This window comes from Streptomyces zagrosensis, assembly GCF_014203645.1.
GTDB classification, from domain to species: domain Bacteria; phylum Actinomycetota; class Actinomycetes; order Streptomycetales; family Streptomycetaceae; genus Streptomyces; species Streptomyces zagrosensis.
Genome location: NZ_JACHJL010000011.1, coordinates 263,658 through 280,427, shown reverse-complemented (window position 1 = coordinate 280,427; position 16,770 = coordinate 263,658). Strand labels below are relative to the sequence as shown.

General features: G+C 70.4%; 13 protein-coding genes. 11 read left to right on the top strand and 2 right to left on the bottom strand.

Annotation, left to right across the window (positions count from 1 at the left end):
* Positions 1-470 precede the first annotated feature (470 nt).
* The 9 genes from pyrG to FHS42_RS21700 all read left to right on the top strand — a co-directional run bounded on the left by pyrG (position 471) and on the right by FHS42_RS21700 (position 12,848).
* Positions 471-2,165: a CTP synthase gene (pyrG, locus tag FHS42_RS21740; RefSeq protein WP_184574418.1), complete on the top strand. Its 1,695-nt coding sequence runs from the start codon at positions 471-473 to the stop codon at positions 2,163-2,165.
* Between the two features lie 381 nt (positions 2,166-2,546).
* Positions 2,547-3,176, top strand: a complete 630-nt coding sequence (locus tag FHS42_RS21735; protein WP_184574416.1) for an NUDIX domain-containing protein — start codon at positions 2,547-2,549, stop codon at positions 3,174-3,176.
* Between the two features lie 609 nt (positions 3,177-3,785).
* The gene (locus FHS42_RS21730; protein WP_246495182.1) at positions 3,786-5,891 is read left to right on the top strand and encodes a tetratricopeptide repeat protein; all 2,106 of its coding nucleotides are present in this window, start codon (positions 3,786-3,788) and stop codon (positions 5,889-5,891) included.
* Positions 5,892-6,023: 132 nt separating this feature from the next.
* Positions 6,024-7,139, top strand: a complete 1,116-nt coding sequence (gene ald, locus FHS42_RS21725) for an alanine dehydrogenase (RefSeq protein ID WP_184574495.1) — start codon at positions 6,024-6,026, stop codon at positions 7,137-7,139.
* A 383-nt stretch (positions 7,140-7,522) separates the two neighbouring features.
* Positions 7,523-8,641 carry a ParA family protein gene (locus FHS42_RS21720; RefSeq protein ID WP_184574414.1) on the top strand — a complete coding sequence of 373 codons (1,119 nt, stop codon included), beginning with the start codon at positions 7,523-7,525 and terminating at the stop codon, positions 8,639-8,641.
* Positions 8,626-9,207: a hypothetical protein gene (locus FHS42_RS21715; RefSeq protein WP_184574412.1), complete on the top strand. Its 582-nt coding sequence runs from the start codon at positions 8,626-8,628 to the stop codon at positions 9,205-9,207. Before FHS42_RS21720 ends, FHS42_RS21715 begins: the two co-directional genes overlap by 16 nt.
* Before the next feature lie 91 nt (positions 9,208-9,298).
* Complete coding sequence (locus FHS42_RS21710) at positions 9,299-10,798, top strand: segregation and condensation protein A (RefSeq protein WP_246495124.1); 1,500 nt, start codon at positions 9,299-9,301, stop codon at positions 10,796-10,798.
* 131 nt (positions 10,799-10,929) lie between these two features.
* The gene (gene scpB, locus FHS42_RS21705; RefSeq protein ID WP_184574493.1) at positions 10,930-11,577 is read left to right on the top strand and encodes an SMC-Scp complex subunit ScpB; all 648 of its coding nucleotides are present in this window, start codon (positions 10,930-10,932) and stop codon (positions 11,575-11,577) included.
* On the top strand, positions 11,577-12,848 hold the full coding sequence (locus FHS42_RS21700; protein WP_184574410.1) for a pseudouridine synthase: 1,272 nt from the start codon (positions 11,577-11,579) through the stop codon (positions 12,846-12,848). The genes scpB and FHS42_RS21700 overlap by 1 nt, the downstream gene beginning before the upstream one ends.
* 166 nt (positions 12,849-13,014) lie before the next feature.
* Here FHS42_RS21700 and FHS42_RS21695 read toward each other — a convergent pair whose 3' ends face one another.
* The gene (locus FHS42_RS21695; RefSeq protein WP_184574408.1) at positions 13,015-13,377 is read right to left on the bottom strand and encodes a DUF952 domain-containing protein; all 363 of its coding nucleotides are present in this window, start codon (positions 13,375-13,377) and stop codon (positions 13,015-13,017) included.
* A 275-nt stretch (positions 13,378-13,652) separates the two neighbouring features.
* On the opposite strand from FHS42_RS21695, the gene FHS42_RS21690 reads away from it, so the two are divergent.
* Entirely contained in the window at positions 13,653-14,738 is a 1,086-nt protein-coding gene (locus FHS42_RS21690; protein WP_184574406.1) for a prephenate dehydrogenase, read from the top strand.
* Between the two features lie 227 nt (positions 14,739-14,965).
* Here the strand turns inward: FHS42_RS21690 and FHS42_RS39170 are convergent, their stop codons facing one another.
* Positions 14,966-15,145, bottom strand: coding sequence for a DUF2071 domain-containing protein (locus FHS42_RS39170; RefSeq protein ID WP_376772660.1), 180 nt, complete (start codon positions 15,143-15,145; stop codon positions 14,966-14,968).
* A gap of 136 nt (positions 15,146-15,281) precedes the next feature.
* Between FHS42_RS39170 and FHS42_RS21680 the strand changes: the two genes are divergently transcribed.
* Positions 15,282-16,193 carry an SCO4651 family lipoprotein gene (locus tag FHS42_RS21680; protein ID WP_246495122.1) on the top strand — a complete coding sequence of 304 codons (912 nt, stop codon included), beginning with the start codon at positions 15,282-15,284 and terminating at the stop codon, positions 16,191-16,193.
* The last annotated feature ends 577 nt before the right edge of the window (positions 16,194-16,770 follow it).

Sequence of the window (16,770 nt, the reverse complement as noted above, 5' to 3'; positions counted from 1 at the left end):
CGGTCTTGCGGCTTTGGATCTTGGACGAGCTAGTGCTCCGGAGGCAAACGGGGTTGGTGCCACACCGGTCGGCTCGCAGCGTGCGTCCGAGCAGGATACGTCCCATGCGCACGATCCGTGGGAAGAGTCCCACATGGTGGCTGCCGCTGGGTGCGCCGATCGGGTGGCGAGGCGGTGAGGTGTGCGGACGATGTGTGCCTACTGTGTGCCCGCCTCGTCGGCCGTCATTGTGTCGCCGCAGGTCAGGGGTTTTCTGGACAGCCTGTTCCAGAAGCTGGGCCCGCGTCGCCGGGAGCGGCGGCCCCAGGGCGCTGATAGCCTGGTATCCCGTGGAAACCGGTGGGAACCCCAGTGACATTTCGGGTAACCCCGGACCGCAGCGACGGCATCTCCCACCCTTGGGACGCTGCCAAACGCATCTCACTTCGCGATCCCACGGGAGCCCCCTCTTGGCACTGTCACCCACATCCATGACGACCAAGCACATCTTCGTCACCGGGGGTGTCGCTTCCTCCCTCGGCAAGGGGCTGACGGCCTCCAGTCTGGGTGCGCTGCTGAAGGCGCGGGGCCTGCGGGTCACCATGCAGAAGCTCGACCCGTACCTGAACGTCGACCCCGGCACGATGAACCCGTTCCAGCACGGCGAGGTGTTCGTCACCAACGACGGGGCCGAAACCGATCTGGACATCGGCCACTACGAGCGATTCCTCGACGTCGATCTCGATGGCTCCGCCAATGTCACCACCGGGCAGATCTACTCGCAGGTCATCGCCAAGGAGCGGCGCGGCGAGTATCTGGGCGACACCGTGCAGGTCATTCCGCACATCACCAACGAGATCAAGCACCGCATCCGGCGCATGGCCACCGATGACGTGGACGTGGTCATCACCGAGGTCGGCGGCACGGTCGGGGACATCGAGTCGCTGCCGTTCCTGGAGACGGTCCGCCAGGTGCGGCACGAGGTCGGCCGGGACAACGTCTTTGTGGTGCATATCTCCCTGTTGCCCTACATCGGCCCCTCCGGCGAGCTGAAGACCAAGCCGACTCAGCACTCCGTCGCGGCGTTGCGCAACATCGGTATTCAGCCAGATGCGATCGTGTTGCGTGCCGACCGTCACGTACCGACCGCGATCAAGCGCAAGATCTCGCTGATGTGCGATGTGGACGAGGCGGCCGTGGTGGCGGCCATCGACGCCAAGTCGATCTACGACATCCCGAAGGTGCTGCACACCGAGGGCCTGGACGCCTACGTCGTACGCAAGCTGGACCTGCCCTTCCGCGATGTGGACTGGACCACCTGGGACGATCTCCTGGACCGGGTGCACAACCCTGACCACGAGGTCACCGTCGCGCTCGTCGGCAAGTACATCGACCTGCCCGACGCCTATCTGTCGGTGACCGAGGCGATGCGCGCGGGTGGATTCGCCAACAAGGCGCGGGTCAAGGTCAAGTGGGTCACCTCCGACGACTGCACGACGCAGGTGGGCGCCCGAACGCAGCTCGGCGACGTGGACGCCGTCGTCATCCCCGGCGGCTTCGGCGAGCGCGGGGTCAACGGCAAGGTGGGCGCCATTCAGTACGCCCGCGAGAACAAGATTCCGTTGCTGGGCCTCTGTCTCGGCTTGCAGTGCATCGTCGTGGAGGCCGCACGCAACCTGGCCGGGATCGCGGGCGCCAACTCCACCGAGTTCGAGCCGGCCGCCGCCGACCCGGTCATCTCCACCATGGCCGAACAGCTCGACATCGTCGCGGGCGAGGGCGACATGGGCGGCACTATGCGGCTCGGCATGTACCCGGCCAAGCTCGCAGAGGGCTCCATCGTCCGTGAGGTCTACGGCGACCAGCCCTACGTCGAGGAGCGGCACCGGCACCGCTACGAGGTCAACAACGCCTACCGCGCCGAGCTGGAGAAGAAGGCCGGGGTCGTCTTCTCCGGCACCTCGCCCGACAACAAGCTCGTCGAGTACGTCGAATACCCGCGTGAGGTCCACCCGTACCTGGTCGCCACCCAGGCCCACCCGGAGCTGCGCTCGCGCCCGACGCGCCCGCACCCGCTCTTCGCTGGCCTGGTCAAGGCCGCCGTCGCGCGGCAGCAGGGCATCAAGAGGGAGGCCGGCCAGGCCGTGCGGCCCGCGGACGCCGAGGGCCAGACCGGCGCGTCGTAACTCTGCGCACGACCGATACGGTTACCGGGGTACGTGCCTGTCACCAGGCACGTACCCCGGTGTCGTCTCCCGAGCCGCTGTCGTTTCTCGGGCCGGTGGCGTCTCTCGGGCCGAAAGTGTCGTACGTACCCCGCGCCGTGGTGAGTACCGCACCGGACCGAGCCGCCGCGCTCGGCGTCGCGCCGGCGCTGGTGGGTGGGCTGGCCGGGCATCACATCCGGCATCGCAGCAGCACACTCAGCTCAGCTCACGGCACGGCAAACACAGCAAACACAGCAAACACGGCACGGCAAACACGGCGCAGCACAGCAGACACAGACACAGACACAGACACAGACACAGCAGCAGACACAGCACAGTTCAGCTCAGGAAGGCGCACAGATGGGCATCAAGGACACCGCTGAGGAATGGCGGGTCATCAACACCGCCACGCCGTTCGAGGGCAACAAGACCAGCGTCCGTAAGGACGAGGTCCTCATGCCCGACGGGTCCACCGCCGTCCGCGACTACCAGGTGCACCCCGGCTCGGTCGCCATCCTCGCCCTTGACGAGCAAGAGCGCGTCCTGGTTCTCCGTCAGTACCGGCACCCGGTACGGCACAAGCTCTGGGAGATCCCGGCCGGGCTGCTCGACGTACCAGGTGAGAACCCGCTGCACGCCGCCCAGCGCGAGCTGTACGAGGAGGTGCACGTCAAAGCCGAGGACTGGCGGGTGCTAACCGACATCTACACCACTCCGGGCGGCTGCGACGAGGCCGTACGGATCTTCCTCGCCCGGCAGATCTCGGAGGCTGAGGGCGAGCGCTTCGAGGTCTCCGAGGAGGAGGCCGACATGGAGTTCGCGCGTATTCCTGCCGCCGAACTGGCCCGCGGCGCACTGGCGGGGGAGTTGCACAACACCTGTCTGGTGGTCGGTGTGCTCGCGCTGCTCGCCGCGCAGGCCGGGGACGGACTCGACGCGCTACGCCCCGCGGACGCCCCGTGGCCGGCCAGGCCCTTCGAAGGCCGGTAGCCACCGCACGCCCCCGAGCACGCCCCAAGTCGATCCGATCAGGTGATTTTAGGGGTGCGTCGCCCGCCTGGGTCCCCCGCTGGGCGGGGGTCGGTGAACTACGCTCATCTCCTACTCTCCCGTCCGCGTCCGCGGCGGGCAGGTATGCGCAGGACTGGGGCCTTCCCGCCCAAGGCAGCCGAAGACAGTCCAAGGCAGTCCGAAGCATCCCAAGGCAGCTCAGGGCGGTCCAAGGCAGCCCAAGGTAGGGAATAAGGAGCGTGGCCCGTGGCGGAGCAGGCGGTGGGCAAACGGGGAGACGTCCCACCGGATGGGCCCGCGACACCGCAAGAGCCGGCTCCCTCGGCGGCCACCCGCACCCCGCCGGCGGAGCCCGCCGCGCGGGGGAAGCCGCGGGACCAACCAGCCACACCGCCGCTCCCGGCCGCACCCCCCGCACCTCCCTCGGGGAACGCGCGCCCCCCGGCCGGTCGGCCCGTGGGACAGGCCGGCCCGCCCGCCTCGCTGGCTCGCACCCCTAACGGGCCCCAGGTAGCCGTTACGGGGCCCGCGCGGCCCGTAACGGCTGCCACCACACCGCAGCCGGACCGCGCGGGCTCCGACGAGCCACTGGGCCGCTTCTCGGGGCGGCGGCGAGAGTTGGCCGGGCTGCGGGCCGACATCGGTCGGGCGGGGCTCGACACGCTCTCCGGACGCAAGGCCCCCCGCAGCCGAGTGCTGCTCATCGCGGGCCGGCCGGGCTCTGGCCGTACCGCGCTCGCGGAGGCGTTCCTGGCGCTGGCCGCCGGCAGCTATCCGGACGGGGTGCTGCGGGCCGCACTCACCACACCGGACGGCGCACCGGTGCCTATCGCGCGGACCGCTCGCGATTTGCTGGCCGCGCTCGGTGCCGCCGCGCCACCCGGCGCGGCGGAGGACGAACTGATCGCAGCGCTGCGCGCCGCCCTCATGGGGCGGCGCGCGCTGCTGTTCCTGGACGACGCAGGCAGCGCCGAACAGGTCGATGCGCTGCTTCCGGACGCGCCCGACTGCCTGGTCTTGGTCGTGAGCCAGGGCCCGCTGACCGGGGTGCCCGACGTGCGGCCCTGCACGATCGGCGGCCTGGACAGCGCTGCCGCGGTCGCGCTGCTCGGGTGCTACGCCGGGTCCACCCGGATCACCTGCGACCCGGTGGCGGCAACCACCGTCGTCGAGGAGTGCGGAGCGCAGCCCGCCGCGCTCGCGCTGGTGGGCGGTTGGCTCGCGGCCCGCCCGCAGGCGTCGGTCTCCGACGCCGCGGCGAAGCTGCGGGAGGTGACATCCGACGCCGGGGTCGAGCAGTCCGGACGTCCGCTGGCCCGCGCCCTGCACCTGGCTTACGCGTCGTTGCCGGACCGGGCCGCTCGGATACTGCGGCTGCTCGCGCTGGCCCCGGGTGGCTGGGCTGACGCGCACACCGCATCGGCCCTGGCGGGCTGCTCCGTGCAGACCGCGCAGGACACGCTGGCCGGATTCCTGGCGCACGGGCTGCTGCGCCCGCTGCCGCCCGATGGGGCGGCCCGCACGCCAGCGGGCGATGTGATGCCGCCCCGCTACCAGCTGCCCGGATGCTTGGTACCGAGCTTGGCGGCCCTGTTACGAGAGCACGAGCGGGCCGCGGAGATCGAGCTGGCTCGCGCCAGAATGCTGGAGCGGACGGTACGGCTCCTGCACTCGGCCCGGCTCGCCGCCGCACCGGACGATGCGGCCACGGAGGAACGGACGGCCGAGCTCCCCGCGGCGCTGCGGTTTCCCACCCGGGCCGACGCCGCGCGGTGGCTGCGGTCACGGCAGCCCGCACTGCTGGCCGCGGCCCGCCTCGCCGTACAGGACGGCGGCCTCGACACGCTGGCGCGGCGCCTGCTGGCGGCGCTGACGCACGCGCTGGCCGCGCATCGGGGCGCGGACGGTGCGGCGCCCGAGCTGTACGAACTGCACGAGCTGGTGCTCGATGTGGCCAACCGCAGGGAGCTGCCGCTGGAGCGCGCGGCGGCGCTGCTGAACCTCGGTGATCTGGACGCGCGGGCGGGGCGCGCCGATGCCGCGCTTGCGCGGTACCGCGGCGCACTCAAGGCGGCCCGCGGGACCGGTGACGCGTACGCCATCGGGCGCTCGCTGGAGTCCATCGGCGCCACCTACCACGAGCTGGGCGACTGGCACCGGGCCGCCGACTGGTACGGGCGGGCCCTCGAACTGCGGCTGACCCGCGGTGAGCTGACCGATCAGGCGCGGCTGTACGGGCGTCTGGGCGCCGTACACGCCTGCGCCGGCCGATGGAGCGAGGCGCTGCGTGGCCTGCGGGCCTCGGTCGCCGCGTACCGCAGGCTCGGGGATCGGGCCGGGCATGCGCGGGCGCTGAGCGAGGTGGCGCGGGTGCAAGAGCACGCGGGCCGCCCGCAGGAGGCGCTGCGCACCTGCCAAGAGGCGCTGGAGTACGCGCGCCTGGCAGGGGACGTCCGGTCGCTGGCCGCGGTGCGGCTGCGGCTCGCGGAAACCCTGGAGCGGCTTGGTGATCGCCCGGCGGCGGAACTGCACCGGCGGGAGGCCGCGCGATATCTGGAGCCGCCGATTCCGCGGAGGGTACCGCCGGCCGCTGAAGCCCTAACGGAGGCTGAAGCGAAGGACGCTAGAGAGCGCCTCGAAAGGGACACGCCAGACCAGACCTGCGAAATCAGCAGCACTCCGCCGCAAGGTTGATGCAATGCAAGGCTAGACAGCACGTCATCCTTCATTAGACTGGGATTACGGCGACCGTCACGGTCGTTTCCGGTGTGCACACGCATGACCGTTTTTGTCCGGAAAACCCCAGAATCAAGGACCGTGATCGACGTGAAGGTCGGCATCCCCCGCGAGGTCAAGAACAACGAGTTCCGGGTGGCCATCACCCCCGCTGGTGTGCACGAGCTCGTGCGCCATGGCCACCAGGTGTTCATCGAGCAGGGCGCTGGCCTCGGCTCCTCGATCGCGGACGAGGAGTACACCGGCGCCGGTGCGAACATCCTTGGCACCGCTGACGAGGTGTGGGCCACCGCTGACCTGCTGCTCAAGGTCAAGGAGCCGATCGCGCAGGAGTACCACCGCCTGCGCAAGGACCAGACCCTGTTCACCTACCTCCACCTGGCCGCGTCCCGCGAGTGCACGGATGCGCTCCTGGAGTCCGGCACCACCGCCATCGCGTACGAGACGGTGGAGACCGCGGGCCGGCAGCTCCCGCTGCTCGCGCCGATGTCCGAGGTTGCCGGGCGCATCGCCCCGCAGGTCGGCGCCTACCACCTGATGCGCTCGGCCGGTGGCCGCGGCGTACTGCCGGGTGGCGTGCCCGGCGTGCAGGCGGGCAAGGCCGTGGTGATCGGTGGCGGTGTCTCCGGTTGGAACGCCGCGCAGATCGCCATCGGCATGGGCTTCCACGTCACGCTGCTCGACAAGGACATCAACAAGCTGCGCGAGGCCGACAAGATCTTCGGCACCAAGGTGCAGACGATCACCTCCAACGCGTACGAGCTGGAGCGGGCCGTCCTCGACGCCGACCTGGTGATCGGCGCCGTCCTCATCCCGGGCGCCAAGGCGCCGAAGCTCGTCACCAACGAGCTCGTGTCCCGGATGAAGCCGGGAAGTGTACTTGTCGATATTGCGATCGATCAGGGTGGCTGCTTCGAGGACTCGCGTCCGACCACTCACGCCGAGCCGACCTTCCAGGTGCACGACTCGGTCTTCTACTGCGTTGCCAACATGCCGGGTGCGGTGCCCAACACCTCCACCCATGCGCTCACCAACGCCACGCTGCCGTACATCGTCGAGGTGGCGAACCGTGGCTGGCGCGAGGCGCTGCGCCGGGACGCCGCACTCGCCAAGGGCCTCAACACCCATAAGGGCCAGGTCGTTTACGGTCCGGTCGCCGAGGCGCACGGGCTCGCCGCCGTCGAACTGAGCTCCCTGCTGGGCTGAACCGACGATAGACGCGTCAACACCGAACCCGTGGCCGGGCCTTGTCGAGCGGCGAGGCCCGGCCACGGGCTTCCGTGACGCGCCCGTGAGCGCGCGCAATATGGCGGCTTATCAACTCGCCTTGAACACAACTTTTTAGCCGCTTTGCGCGGCTGCGAAACCTCGATGACGAGCGCCCTCTGCCCTTGACATCCGAGTGTTCCGTTGCCGACAGATCGGGCCGCGTCCGGCGGATTGTGTTGCTGCGAACCGCCGACACGCCATAGAGTCGCCAACCGTCGGCATGGTGTCACGCTGACCAATCGAGAAATTTCCTGGTCACCAAGGAGGTAGGACGACTTGTGGATGAGTCGACATTTTCTCCCGGGGGTGGTCAACCAGGAATGGGTGCGCGGGGCCAGAGTCCCTTGGGGCAACGGGCTGTCGGCTCCGTCGCTGTCCACACCTTCGCTGCCCGCCAGAGCATGACGAGAGCCCACCAGAGTATGGATGGCCAACACGTGAACGCCATGGCCGGCGAGCAGGGCGGGGCCGACCCCGCCACCTTCGCCGACTACGACGCAATGCCCGAGGGGCGCTTCTACGACCCCGACGCCGAGTACGAGCCTGATCCCGAGTACGCGGCCACGCTCGCGCCCGATGCGGCCCGACAGCGCCGTGAGCGCGTTGGCCCCACCGGGCGCCCGCTCCCGTACTTCCCCATTCCCGGGCCGCTCACCGAGCACGGCCCCGCGACGATCATCGCGATGTGCAACCAGAAGGGCGGGGTCGGCAAGACCACCTCGACCATCAACCTGGGTGCCGCGCTCGCCGAGTACGGCCGTCGGGTGCTGCTCGTTGACTTCGACCCGCAGGGCGCCCTGTCGGTCGGCCTCGGCGTGAACCCGATGGAACTCGACCTCACGGTCTACAACCTGCTCATGGAGCGGGGCATGGCCGCCGACGAGGTGCTGCTCAAGACGGCCGTTCCGAACATGGATCTGCTGCCGAGCAATATCGACTTGTCGGCCGCCGAGGTGCAGTTGGTCAGTGAGGTGGCTCGCGAGTCCACGTTGCAGCGGGCGTTGAAGCCGCTGCTTCCCGACTACGACTACATCGTCATCGACTGCCAGCCCTCGCTCGGCTTGCTGACCGTGAACGCCCTGACCGCGGCGCACAAGGTCATCGTCCCGCTGGAGTGCGAGTTCTTCGCGCTGCGAGGTGTGGCGCTGCTCACCGAGACGATCGAGAAGGTGCAGGAGCGGCTCAACCCCGACCTGGAGTTGGACGGCATCCTCGCCACGATGTACGACTCCCGCACGGTGCACAGCCGTGAGGTCCTTGCTCGTGTCGTCGAGGCGTTTGACGATCACGTCTACCACACGGTCATCGGCCGCACCGTCCGCTTCCCGGAGACGACCGTCGCCGGCGAGCCGATCACCACGTACGCGTCCAACTCGGTCGGCGCCGCCGCGTACCGCCAGCTCGCCAGGGAGGTGCTCGCCCGGTGTCCCGCCGAGTGAGTCTGCCCGGCGCCGACGAACTGTTCCGTACGACCGGGGGCACGGCTCTACAGGCGTCCTCTCCTCGCCGCCAGACCAATGGCGAGGACAGGGCGCTGCCCGCCGATGGCCGCGGTCGGGTGCCGGCCCCGGCGCCCGAAGGCGACGCCGCGGCCTCCGATGGGGCACGGCGTCCGGCGGATGCGGGGGAGCAGGCGGCGGCTGGACGAGATAGCCGAGAAGCCAGCCAGGAGCAGGGAGCCGAGCGGCACCCGTCAGCCACACAGGACCGGCCCAAGGGCCGTCAGCAACAGGACGGGCCGACGCCGACCGCGCAGGCCCGCCGCCGAAGTCGGGCCGCGAACAGGCGGCCCAGCGGCCGAGAGCGTCACGACGAGAAGATCACGGTCTACGTCTCCGCCGAGGAGCTCATGGACCTAGAGCACGCGCGGCTCGTGCTGCGCGGAGAGCACGGCCTCGCCGTGGACCGTGGCCGCATCGTCCGCGAGGCGGTGGCGGTCGTGCTCGCCGATCTGGAGTCCCGAGGCGACGCGAGCATTCTCGTACGCCGTCTGCGCGGTCGCTGACCGGCGCGGAGATCCCGCATATCGCGGGGTGGCGGCGGTAGCCTGCCCGCTCGTACGGGCGTTCCGCCCGCTCCCCGCACCTTGGACCCCGATGCCCACGAACGCCGACCCCACCCCGCCCATGCCCCCGCGCGGCAACCGCCGGAGCCTTGGCCGGGGCCCGGGCGCGCAACAGGGCCAGCGGCCAACGCATCCGCCCGAGCACCCGGCCACGACCGCTGAACCGGGTGAACCGGCGCGGGAGGCGCTGCGAGCGTCGGACCGGGATGAGGGGCCGGTTGATGGGCCTGCGGGCGCTGAGGGCCCCGCTGCGGCCCGGGAAGGGGCTGCTGAGGCCGAGCCGCTCGCCGTCGCGGGGGCCGGCGCCCGCGACGTGGCGCCCGACGCGGCGACGGTCGAAGCCGGGCCGAAGGCCGCGGAGGGACTGGAGGAAGCGGAGGGACAAGCCGCGGGAGGGCCAGCGGAGGCGGTACGGGAAGCGGCTGCGGCAACGGCACCCCAGGCGCAGCCCGCAGCCGGCCCAGCGGCCGACGCGGCCACACAAACGGGCACGAGAACGGTGCCCGACGACGGACGGTTCACGGTCCGGCTTGCCAACTTCGCGGGCCCCTTCGACCTCCTCCTCCAGCTCATCTCCCGGCACAAGATGGATGTGACCGAGGTCGCCCTGTCCAAGGTCACCGACGAGTTCATGATCCATATCCGCGCCATGGGCCCGGACTGGGACCTCGACCAGACCACCGAATTCCTGGTGGTCGCCGCGACGTTGCTTGATCTCAAGGCGGCCCGGCTGCTGCCGTCCGCCGAGGTTGAGGACGAGGCGGACCTCGCCCTCCTCGAAGCCCGGGACCTGCTGTTCGCGCGGCTGCTCCAATACCGGGCGTACAAACGCATCGCCGATATCTTCCAGGAGCGGCTCGACGACGAGGCCCGGCGCTACCCCCGTACCGTCGGCTTGGAACCGCACCACGCCGAACTGCTGCCGGAGGTGGTGATCCGGATAGGGGCCGCGGGGTTCGCGAAGCTGGCCGTGAAGGCGATGCAGCCCAGGGCCAAGCCGCAGGTGTACGTGGACCACATCCACGCGCCGCTGGTCAGTGTCAGGGAGCAGGCCGACGTCGTCATGGCCAGGCTGCGCGAGTTGGGCGTGGCCGACTTTCAGACCCTGACCGCAGACGCCCCCGACACCCTCACCATCGTGGCACGCTTTCTCGCGCTGCTTGAGCTGTACCGGGAACGGGTCATCGCCCTCGACCAAGACGAGGCGCTGGGCGCGCTGCTCGTGCGCTGGACCGGGGCGGAGGGCGAACGCCCGCAGGTCACCGACGAGTTCGACCAGGAACCGGGCGCACGGAGCACGGGCGCACGGAGCACGGAAGCACGGGCGGCGGTCGAGGGTCCGGGCGCCCGCCCGGACCCGGCGGTCAGCGCGGCCGAGCCGGACACCACGGAGGACTGGGCGGGGCCACAGACGCCAGATGTGTCGGGTGCGTCAGGTGTCTCTGATGTGTCAGGCGTGCCGGATGTATCGGGTGAGGCGGGCAAGCCGGGGCAGCCCGGGCGGGACGGCGAGTGGGAGGCGGGGCGGTGACCGAGCGGGACGAGCTGCTGACAGGGCAGGCAGGGCTGACAGGGCAGGCAGAGCAGGCAGCGGACAAGGACGAGCAGCGGCAAGCGGTCACTCTTGAGCCTGACGTGCCTGACGTGCCTGACGTGCCTGACGTGCCTGACGGTGCCGTGGCCGATGGTGTCGCCGAGTTGGAGTTGCGGCCCGCCCTGGAGGCGGTGCTGATGGTGATCGACGAGCCGGCGACCGAGGAACACCTGGCCAAGGTGCTGGGTCGGCCCCGGCGTGTGGTGGCCGATGCGGTGCGGGAGCTGGCCGATGAGTACACCAGGCAGGGCCGCGGCTTCGAGCTGCGCCTGGTCGCAGGCGGCTGGCGGTTTTACACCCGTCCCGAGTACGCCGCGGCCGTTGAGGGCTTTGTGCTCGACGGCCAGCAGGCCAGACTCACCCAGGCCGCATTGGAGACCCTGGCCGTTGTCGCGTACCGTCAACCGGTCAGCCGTTCGCGCGTCTCCGCCGTACGCGGAGTGAACTGCGACGGCGTGATGCGAACCCTCCTACAGCGCGGTCTGGTGCAAGAGGCGGGCACGGAACCCGAAACAGGTGCGATCCTGTACAGGACGACGAACTACTTTCTGGAGCGAATGGGCCTGCGTGGCCTGGACGAGTTGCCCGAGCTGGCACCGTTCCTGCCGGAGGTGGACGCCGTTGAGGCGGACTCGCTTGAGGGAGTCCCCTCATTTGATCCGGACGCACCGGACGACGCAGACACCACGACGGCCCACTCGACTACGGAACCTTGATGCGAAGCAGTGACAGGAACAGCGGCGGCAACCGGAACCCCCGAGGCGGGGGTGGCGGCAGGCGTGACGACAAGCCGCGACGCTCGGACAGCCCTCGGCCCGAGGAGCGCCGTTACGACGTCGGCGACACGGGCCAGTCGGGCGCCAACAGGCCAGGCGGCGTCGGCAGGGCGAGCAGCTCCGACGGCGGTGCGAAGGGTGCACCCAAGGGCGGCTCGCAGAGCGGTGGCCGCGGCGGCCAGGCCGCGGGTGGCCGAGGCGGTGCCACCGGTGGTAGGGGCGGTGCTCCCAGTGGCCGAGGCGGTGCTCCCAGTGGTCGGGGCGGTGCCCCCGGTGGTCGGGGCGGTGCGGCCGGGCGTTCCGGTGGCGGTGCTCCCGGTGGCCGCGGCGGTGCTGCTGGTGGCCGCGGTGGTGCGGCAGGGCGCCCCGGCGCTGGCCGGGGTCGTCCATCTCCGGCGCGACCCCGTGAGCTGGATGCCCAGATCGAGGAGCGCAACCGGGCCCGGCACGACAAGCCGCGGGTCAGTACGCCCAAGACGTTCGGTGAGCAGGAGGGCGAGCGGCTACAGAAGGTGCTTGCCCGCGCGGGCATGGGCTCGCGGCGAGCCTGCGAGGAACTGATCGACCGGGCCAGGGTCGAGGTGAACGGGCAGATCGTCACCGAGCAGGGGCTGCGCGTTGACCCGGACAAGGATGAGATCAAGGTGGACGGGCTTACCGTGGCCACCCAGTCGTATCTCTTCTTCGCCCTGAACAAGCCCGCCGGAGTCGTCTCTACCATGGAGGACCCGGACGGCCGCCAGTGCCTCGGCGACTACGTCACCAACCGTGAGACCCGGCTTTTCCACGTGGGTCGTCTCGACACGGAGACCGAGGGCCTCATTCTGCTCACCAACCATGGTGAGCTTGCACACCGTCTCACTCACCCGCGGTACGGGGTCAAGAAGACCTACCTAGCGGCGATCCAGGGCCCCATCCCGCGCGACCTGGGCAAGCAGTTGAAGGACGGTATCCCCCTGGAGGACGGCTTCGCCCGCGCCGACCAGTTCAAGGTCGTCGAGAACGTCGGCAAGAACTACCTGGTCGAGGTCACGCTGCACGAGGGCCGCAAGCACATCGTGCGCCGCATGCTCTCCGAGGCCGGCTTCCCGGTCGAAAAGCTGGTCCGCACGAGCTTTGGCCCGATCCCGCTGGGCGCTCAGAAGTCGGGATGGCTGCGGCGGCTGACCAACACGGAGGTCGGGATGCTGATGCGTGAGGTGGACCTCTAGCCGAGCCGGGTTGCCGGTCGGGCCCGCGGGCTGCCGGCGGGCTACGACGGGCTATGAGGGGCCTCGGCTGGGAGCGTAAGCCCCAAACCGTAAAGCCCCGGACCCGTGAGCCCCGGACCGTGAGCCCCGGGTCCGCAACAAGCCTTCGGGTTCCCGCCGGCACCGGTCAGGACCACGGACCCAGCGATACCGCGCGGCCGTCCTCGTCCCGTTTGATCTCCATCATGCCGGCCACCGCGGTTCGGTTGATGTGCCCGTAGACGTGTGGGAACTGGGTCGAGGGGGGTACGCCTGGCGGTGGCTCGGGGTCGGCCGCCTCCCAGCGCACCATGGCGTCCAGTTTGCTCTCGTCGATGAGCAACGCCATCAGCGGGCCGATGGTGTAGCGAAAACGCGCGGTGGCGACCGCCAGCGTCGTCGCCTCGTTGGGCGAGCAGTGCACGAAGCCATCGTCGGAGAGCGAACGTGGGGCGTACGGGCGGTCGGAGGCGGCCAGCCAGTCGTCCAGGGCAACCACATGGAAGATCATGCGGAACGTTCTACCGGAATTCAGGCGCTCCGTACCCCGTCCGCCCCGCACGGAAGTGCGCCGCACCCACTTGCCGGCCCGCGGCTGTCCTCACCCGTCTGGCTTGTCCCGCTTGTCCCGCGCTCATCCCGCCGGTTTCACCGCCCCGCAGCCGTCTCGACTGATGGCCGCCGGGACGGCTGACGGCCCGTGCTGGTTAGGGTGGCGGGGGAAGCGGTACGTGGAGACGCCTGCCACGCCCGACACGTCCGCAGCGCGTAGAAGGACAGCACCCAGTGAGAACCGCTCTCGTCATCGGCACCGGCCTCATCGGCACCTCGGCCGCGCTTGCGCTGGCCGGCAGGGGGGTGCACGTGCACCTCAGGGACCACGACCCGGGACAGGCACGGACCGCAGCCGCACTCGGCGCGGGCAGCGACACCGAGCCCGAAGGCCCGGTGGACCTGGTCATCGTCGCCGTACCGCCCGCACACGTCGCCGACACCCTCGCCGACGCGATGCGGCGCGGCCTCGCGCGCGGCTATCTCGACGTCGCCAGCGTCAAGGGCGGCCCGCGCCGCGCGCTGGAGGCCAAGGGCTGTGACCTGACCCACTACCTGGGCACGCATCCCATGTCGGGGCGTGAGCGTTCCGGGCCGTTGGCCGCGAGCGCCGACCTCTTCGAGGGCCGTCCATGGGTGCTCACACCCACCCGGGACACCGACACCGAGGTGCTCAATTTGGCACTCGAACTGGTTGCGCTGTGCCACGCCGTGCCCGTCGTGATGGATGCCGATGCTCATGACCGGGCTGTGGCGTTGGTCTCCCACACCCCGCAGCTCGTCTCCAGCATGGTCGCGGCCCGGCTGCAAAACGCCGACGAGACGGCGGTACGGCTGTGTGGCCAGGGCATCAGGGACGTCACCAGGATCGCCGCTTCCGACCCGGCGATGTGGATAGACATCCTCTCCGCCAACCCGGGCCCGGTCGCCGATGTGCTGGCCGAGCTGGCCGCCGACCTGGAGGAGACCGTACGCGCGCTGCGCGCTCTGGACTCTGGCGACGAGGACAAGCGTGACGACGGTGCCCTTGGCATCGCCGACGTGTTGCGCCGCGGCAATGCGGGACGGGTCCGGGTGCCGGGCAAGCACGGCGCGGCGCCCGCCACCTACGAGGCGGTGACGGTACTCATCGGAGACCAGCCCGGCGAACTGGCCAAGATCTTCGCCGATGCGGGCCGCGCCGGGGCCAACATCGAGGACGTACGGATCGAGCACGCGACCGGCCAGCAGGCAGGCCGTATCCAGTTGATGGTGGAGCCCCACGCGGTGCAGCCGCTGACCGTCGCGCTACGCGAGCAGGGCTGGCCGATCCGGCAGTGAGCGCCCCCGCCGGCCGCCCCGTAGCTCGGTGAGCCAGCACTCGCTGCCCGCCGCTGGCCGAGTCCGCTGGCCCGCGCCCGGTGGCGGGCAGCGGATCGCGGGGTGGGGATGCCGCCCAGCCGTGCGGGGCGGCCGAAGCGTACGGCGACGCCCGGCGAGTAAAGGACGCTCACCGGAGCGCCGAGTGCCGTGCCGTGTCCCGCAGCCGTGGTGAGGTTTTGCTCGCACTACACCAACTCGGCTCGATGTAGGGGCCCTTGGGGATGGTTGTTCGGCAGATAGGTCTGCCGCCCGAAGAACGTGTTGTGCATGCCCCAGCGTGCGGTGAGGAAGTGCTCCCGGGCGGTGGGCCGCTCGATGGGCGGGCCAGGGCGCCCGCCACCGGTGCCCGCCCAACAACACCCCATATGCGCTTGTTGCGGGCATTGTGGTGGCCGGAGTGTGCCGGTACCGCGTCGTGCGGCGCCTGCGACGGGTGTACGCCGCCAAACGGCGGGCACCCGCGGTTTTCCCAGCGCATCCTCATACGCCACGGGAGGCAGCATGTGCGCACGACGGTTCGTTCAGCCAGCGGACGTGGACACGGGTGCCGAGCACTTACCGCGTCGGCCTCGTACCGCGGTTGCCGCTCTCGCGGTCGCCGGCCTGGCCGCCTGCACGGCCCTGTCCGGATGTGGCAGCGACAGCGACTCCGGAAAGAACACGCAGAGCAAGAACACGCAGAGCAAGGAGACTCCCAGCGCCGGGGAGGACCAGGCGAAAGTGGTCAGCACGGCGTACGAGAAGACGGCTGAGTCCGACACCGCCAAGATGAAAGTGCTCACCGAGACCAGCGCGGGTGCCAAGAGCGTCAGCGTGCGGGGCACGGGCGTCATCGACTTCGAGGACGGCGCATCGAAGCTGACGCTCTCCGGCGAAGGGCAGCGCATCGAGCAGCGGGTCATCGGCGGGGTGCTCTTCCAGCAGCCCCCGAAGAAGGAGCGTCAGCAGATACCCGGCAACAAATCGTGGGTCAAAGTGGATCTCGTGAAGGTCGCCGAACACAAGGACCGCGCCGGAGGCGACCGGCTCAATGACCCGGCCGAGTCAGCCGCTTACAGCAGGGCCATCTCCGGCAAGGGTGTCGAGAAGCTCGGAAATCAGAAACTGGATGGCACCCAGACCACCCGCTACCGGGTGACCGTCGATGTGGACAAGCTCGCCGAGGCCAACCAGGCCAAGGCAACGCAGCTCAAGCGGGAGTTCGGCCGCTATCTGCCGATGGAGCTGTGGCTGGACGACGACGGCCGCATCCGGCGCCAGCAGGTGGAGCTCACCCCGCACCGGGGCGAGAACGGGGCACAGCAGGTGACGGCCCGCACGGTCATCGACTACACCGACTACGGCACGGACGCCGAGATCGAGGCGCCGCCACGGGACCAGACCGCCGACCTGACGAAGAAGGCGATGGGCTGACGCCGGCCGGCGAAGCGGGCACCCCGCGCCCCTGACCCCGCCGGCTGCGGACTGCGAAGCCACCTGCCATAGCGCGACACGACGCACCACCCCCGCGCACCACACCCCCGCGCACCACGCCTCCGCACCGCAACCTCGCGCACCACCCAGCGGCCGTGCCCGTACGCCGCCCCGACTTCCCCGCCGGCAGCACGTTCCGCATCTCGGCCGCAGGCCACCAGGACGCGCTGCCCTCGCCGCGCGGCACCGTGCGCCGCGCCGCACAGCAGCGGGCACCACGTAGGCCCACGCAGTGGTACGCCTGCACCGCCTGCGCCCATGCCGCTGCACGCACGTGGGCCCGCGGCCGTGCCCTCCGCCCGCGCGGGCCCGCGCCCAGCTCCTCCGCCCACGCGGGCCCGGGGCCCGGTAGGACGCCGACCAGCCGGGTTGCCGGCTGCATCGGCATGGGCGGGGGCCGGACCCTGGCCGGGGCCCGAAACCACGGCTGTACGGGTTGGTCATTTCAACCAGTAACCTTGTCCGAGACTTCGCGTTTCGTGAACGCCCTGTGTCCGCCGCGTAGTAACCCGCGTAG